Origin of the sequence: Thermococcus sp. (assembly GCF_027052235.1) — an archaeon.
Lineage (GTDB): Archaea > Methanobacteriota_B > Thermococci > Thermococcales > Thermococcaceae > Thermococcus.
Genome location: NZ_JALUFF010000025.1, coordinates 1 through 4,727, shown reverse-complemented (window position 1 = coordinate 4,727; position 4,727 = coordinate 1). Strand labels below are relative to the sequence as shown.

Genomic DNA, 4,727 nt, shown 5'->3' with positions numbered 1-4,727 from the left:
CCCAAAGGTGTCCTCCCCGAGGGCATCGGTCGCGTAGAGAACCTCTATCGCGCTCTCGCTCTCGTCCCTCAACCTTTTCTTCATCAGTTCGTCGAGAACCTCGCTCAAGACCCTCGCAGAGGCCCCTGCTAGGATTCCGGCCAGCTCGGCCTTTCTCACGGTGTCGCCCTCGATGACTATCATTCTCCTGTGGAACTTCTCGAGCGCCTGAGCGAGGGCGGTCTCGGTGAGCTTGAGTATCTCGTCCTTAACCTTCTCGCCCTTGGCGTAGTCTCTCACTTCCTTATCGAAGCGGACCTTGACGGTCATCTCTCCTCCCCGGATAAAAGGGAGAATGGGGATTTAAAAAGGTTGGGCGGTCTCCATCTCGATAATTATCGAAATGCTAAGCTTTTATACGAAAAGGGCAAAACTATTTCGGTGGTCCTAATGCCGAAGGGTCTAACCGAGAAAGACCTTGGAAAGTTTAAGCTCGTCGGAAACATCGACGCGTTCAGGAGAAAGCTCGTCTTTCAGGTGACGGAGATAAACGTCGAGAAGGACGACTACTTCTCAAGGCTCTACCTCTATGATGGGAGGAAGGTCAAGCCCTTCACCTCTGGAAAGAAAGACGGGAACCCGCGCTTCTCACCGGACGGGAAGCTGGTGGCTTTTACCTCGAAGCGCGATAAGGAGAGCAAGGAGGCCGAGCTCTACGTTATTCCAACCGACGGCGGAGAGGCGAGGCTCTTAACGAAGTTCAAGTATGGAATACAGAATCTCCGCTTCACGGAGGACGGGAAGAGCATAGCGGTTGTGACGCCAATAGACGTCGAGAAGAAGCCCAAAGATGATGTCCACGTCATCAAGGAGATCCCATTCTGGTTCAACGGCGTCGGCTGGGTCTACGGGAAGAGGAGCGTTGTTTATCTTGTGGACGTTGAGACCGGACGGAAGAAGCGCCTGACGCCGAAGAACCTTGACGCATCTCAAATCCGCTTCCACAAAGGCAAACTCTACTTTGTAGCTCAAGAAGACCGTGAAAGGAAGCCGATGGTCAGCGACCTCTACGTCCTTGAGGGCAGGAAGGCGAAGCACCTGACTCCAGGAGAGTGGAGCGTTAGCGACTTCATTCCGCTTGAGGACGGAACATTCATCCTCAAGGCCAACACTCGCGAGCGCGGAATCCCGACCAACACCCACATCTACCACTACGACCCCCAGACCGGCGAGATGAGGAAGCTCACGAAGGACCTCGACCGCTCGGCATACAACTCCCTAAACTGCGACGTCCGCGGGAGCCAGAGGGCCGAGCTTGTCTTTAAGAACGGCTGGGTTTATTACGTTGCTACTGACGGCCCGAGGGCCAACCTCTTCCGCGTTAACCTCGACGGAAAGATAGAGCGTGTTGTCGGTGGAGACAGGAGCGTCGAGAGCTTTGCAATCGGCGACTACATAGCATTCACAGCACAAGACGCGGTCACCCCAACTGAGCTTTACACACTTAGGGACGGGAAGGAGAGAAAGCTCACCGAGTTCAACGGCTGGATAAGGGAGTACACACTCTCCCGGCCCGAGCACTTCACGGTTAAGGCCAGCGATGGGATTGAGATAGACGCGTGGGTTATGAGGCCCGTTGGCTTTGAGCCCGGGAAGAAGTATCCGGCAGTTCTTGAGATCCACGGCGGGCCGAAGACTGCTTACGGCTACTCCTTCATGCACGAATTCCACGTTTTGACGGCTAAAGGCTTTGTGGTAATCTTTTCCAACCCTCGCGGAAGCGATGGTTACGGCGAGGAGTTCGCCGACATAAGGGAGCACTACGGGGAAAGGGATTATCAGGACCTGATGGAGGTCGTTGATGAGGCCATTAAGCGCTTCGACTTCATTGATCCGGAGAGGATAGGCGTCACCGGCGGCTCCTACGGCGGCTTCATGACGAACTGGATAGTCGGGCACACGAAGAGGTTCAAGGCCGCTGTGACCCAGAGGTCAATCTCAAACTGGGTGAGCTTCTTTGGGACGACCGACATCGGCTACTTCTTCGCCCCCGACCAGATTGGCGGCGACCCGTGGAACAACACCGAGGGCTACTGGGAGAAGAGCCCGCTGAAGTACGCGCCGAACGTGGAGACGCCGCTCCTCATAATCCACTCGATGGAGGACTACCGCTGCTGGCTCCCGGAGGCTCTCCAGTTCTACACGGCCCTCAAGTACCTCGGCAAGACCGTCGAGCTGGCGCTCTTCCCGGGCGAGAACCACGACCTCAGCAGGGGCGGAAAGCCGAAGCACAGGGTTAAGAGATTGGAGCTGATAGCTGGCTGGATGGAGAGGTGGCTCAAGTAGCCCAAAATCTTTTATTTTCCGCCCCTGAAAGTTTCCAAGTATGAAGGTCATCGAAGTCGAGAATTTGACCAAGTACTACGGAAACCTGAGGGCCTTAGACTCTATCTCCTTTTCTGTCCCCGAGGGGGTTATATTGGGGGTAATTGGGCCCAACGGTGCCGGAAAAACTACCCTCATCAGGACTCTAAGCTGTCTGCTGACCTATGATGAAGGAACCGTCAGGATCTTCGGAAGGGAGATAAAGAAGTGCGGGGACGGGATAAAGAAGAGAATAGCCCTCCTCCCACAGGAGGCTAGAGCACACTTCTACACGCTGACGCCCTTCGAGTACGTCTACCACTACCTCAGGATGCGCGGCCTGCCGAAGGATGAAGCCAAAAGCAGGGCAGAGAAGGCCATGGGGGAGTTCGGGATTGGTTATCCGGACAGAATAGTCTCGACGCTCTCGGGAGGAATGGTGAGGAAAACTCTTCTCGCGATGGTTCTATCGGCTGATGCTGGGCTCTACTTCCTGGACGAACCTACGGTTGGCCTCGACATTGAAAGCAGGCTTAAGCTGTGGGAGATACTCAGGGAGAGGGCAAAGAATTCAACGATAGTCCTGACAAGTCACTACCTCAACGAGATATCGAGCGTGTCAGATCTGGTTCTGCTGGTCAAGGGCGGAAAGGCCCTCGCCTTCGGAGAGCCAGAGAAAATAGCAAAACGCTACCTCTTCGGCTTCACCTCGAAGCTAGTCGCCTTCGGCCGCTTTGAAGGTGATTTCGTGGTAAAAAGGGCCGGGAAGAACACCGTCGTCTACCTCCGCTCAAAGGCCGAGGAAAGAGAGGCTATAAACTTACTCGAAGAGCTTGGAGTCCCGTTCAGGAGGGAAGAACTCACGATAGAGGATATCTTCCTCGTGGGTGGTCTGGAATGATTCTCGCGATAGTGGAGTACTACCGCAGGGCCTTAATGAAGGGGAAAAGCTCGATGCTCAGCTTCGCGATACAGCCCCTTTCGTTCATCTTCATAGTCTACGTCGTCAGCGGGGGAAGGTTCCTTTCCTCAGCGATAGCCGGTGCGATGGTGAGCTTCATCGTCGGGGTTGGAATAGCCGACCTCTCGATAGAGCTCGTTGGCATGAAGGTTCGCTCGAAGTTCTACGACATCTTCTCCTCCCTCCCGGGGAGAGGAATCGAGAAGACCCTCGGGGTTTCCATCGGCATGAGCCTGCCCGCCCTTCCTTACGTCATTGTGCTGGCGTTTTTCCTCACAATGAGCGGGGGAGTTGAGAGCCTTCCCCGCATTCTCTTCGCTGTAACAGCCCTCTGGCTCTGGAGCGTCTCCCTGGGGACGTTTCTCGGGGCGAGGATAAAGGAGCCCCTAACGGTTATGAGGCTCTCAACGATTCTAACGACACTTCTGACGGTCTTTCCGCCGGTGTATTATCCCCTCAGCGTAGTTCCTTCATCCCTAAGGGAGCCTCTGCTCCTGATTCCCACCGTGAGCGCTTCGGCGGTCATGAGCGGCAAGGCGACGGGGCTTGCCCTCCTCTCCCTGGCTCTTTGGCTGGCGGTTGGTTTTTCGGCTCTTTCCGTGGTTGAGTGGAGGGAGAGGTGAAAGTCTTAAATACGTGAGTCCACATAATTCTGTGTGGTGATGCCATGCCCAACATAACCCTCTCCGTCCCCCCGGAAGTATACAGGAAGATGAAGAAGCACCCGGAAATAAAGTGGAGCGAGGTGGCGAGGAGGGCCATAATAGAGTACCTCGCGAAAATCGAGGCGGAAGAGCTTGAATCGGATGAACTGCTCTCCCTCCTCGGTGAAGACTTCGGGAAGGAGCTTGAGGAAACTCCCGTTGAGAAGTACGAGGAAGCGCTCAAAGAAACGAGGGATGCGGAATGGAAGAGGCTCTCTACGACACCAACATCCTGATTGACGCCATCAAATCCGGAGAGAAGCTCAAGGGATACACGACGGTTCTCAACATCGTTGAGTTTCCTAGGGGTCTTGAGCTTGGCTTGACCGTGATAACCCCGACTCTGGAGGACTATCTGCTGGCAATCAAGATTTCGCAGGCTATGGTGAAGAGGGGAACTCCTGTTCCGGCGGTTGATGCAATAGTTGCCGCCGTTGCGATAAACCGCGAGCTAATGCTCTTCACAAAGGACAGGCACTTCGAGTGGATAAAAGAAGAGTTTGGGGAGTTAAACCTTCAGAGCGTGTAGTCAAGCACCTTCTCCGCTTCCTCGATGTGCTCGGGGTAGACGTTCTTGATCTCCGGGTGGAGCGCCTTGATGACCCTTCCGACGAGCACGAAGAGGGTTCCCGTTATGGTCGGGAGCTCGTTGACGACTTCTTCCTCAAGCGGGATGTCGCCGGGTATCTTCTTGAGAACGTACTTCCTGATGGGCTCCA

General features: G+C 55.0%; 6 protein-coding genes and 1 pseudogene. 5 read left to right on the top strand and 2 right to left on the bottom strand.

All coding sequences use genetic code 11. The annotated features are described in order from the left end of the window. Window positions 1–309 (bottom strand): annotated as a pseudogene (locus MVC73_RS02350) (tRNA(Met) cytidine acetyltransferase); the annotation flags it as partial. A gap of 120 nt (window positions 310–429) precedes the next feature. Here MVC73_RS02350 and MVC73_RS02345 point away from each other — a divergent pair. The 5 genes from MVC73_RS02345 to MVC73_RS02325 are packed head-to-tail and all read left to right on the top strand — an operon-like array spanning window position 430 to window position 4,537. Continuing rightward, the gene (locus MVC73_RS02345; RefSeq protein ID WP_297506523.1) at window positions 430–2,325 is read left to right on the top strand and encodes a S9 family peptidase; all 1,896 of its coding nucleotides are present in this window, start codon (window positions 430–432) and stop codon (window positions 2,323–2,325) included. A 40-nt stretch (window positions 2,326–2,365) separates the two neighbouring features. Further along, complete coding sequence (locus MVC73_RS02340) at window positions 2,366–3,244, top strand: ABC transporter ATP-binding protein (RefSeq protein ID WP_297506521.1); 879 nt, start codon at window positions 2,366–2,368, stop codon at window positions 3,242–3,244. Continuing rightward, entirely contained in the window at window positions 3,241–3,927 is a 687-nt protein-coding gene (locus MVC73_RS02335) for a multidrug transporter (RefSeq protein ID WP_297506519.1), read from the top strand. Before MVC73_RS02340 ends, MVC73_RS02335 begins: the two co-directional genes overlap by 4 nt. Window positions 3,928–3,971: 44 nt before the next feature. Beyond that, window positions 3,972–4,244 carry a hypothetical protein gene (locus tag MVC73_RS02330; RefSeq protein WP_297506518.1) on the top strand — a complete coding sequence of 91 codons (273 nt, stop codon included), beginning with the start codon at window positions 3,972–3,974 and terminating at the stop codon, window positions 4,242–4,244. Then, window positions 4,211–4,537: a PIN domain-containing protein gene (locus tag MVC73_RS02325; protein ID WP_297506516.1), complete on the top strand. Its 327-nt coding sequence runs from the start codon at window positions 4,211–4,213 to the stop codon at window positions 4,535–4,537. The genes MVC73_RS02330 and MVC73_RS02325 overlap by 34 nt, the downstream gene beginning before the upstream one ends. On the opposite strand, the gene MVC73_RS02320 is transcribed toward MVC73_RS02325, so the two are convergent. After that, the coding region (locus MVC73_RS02320; RefSeq protein ID WP_297506514.1) for a DUF1931 family protein at window positions 4,525–4,727 on the bottom strand (203 nt) is incomplete at its 5' end. The two genes, MVC73_RS02325 and MVC73_RS02320, sit on opposite strands and share 13 nt — an antisense overlap.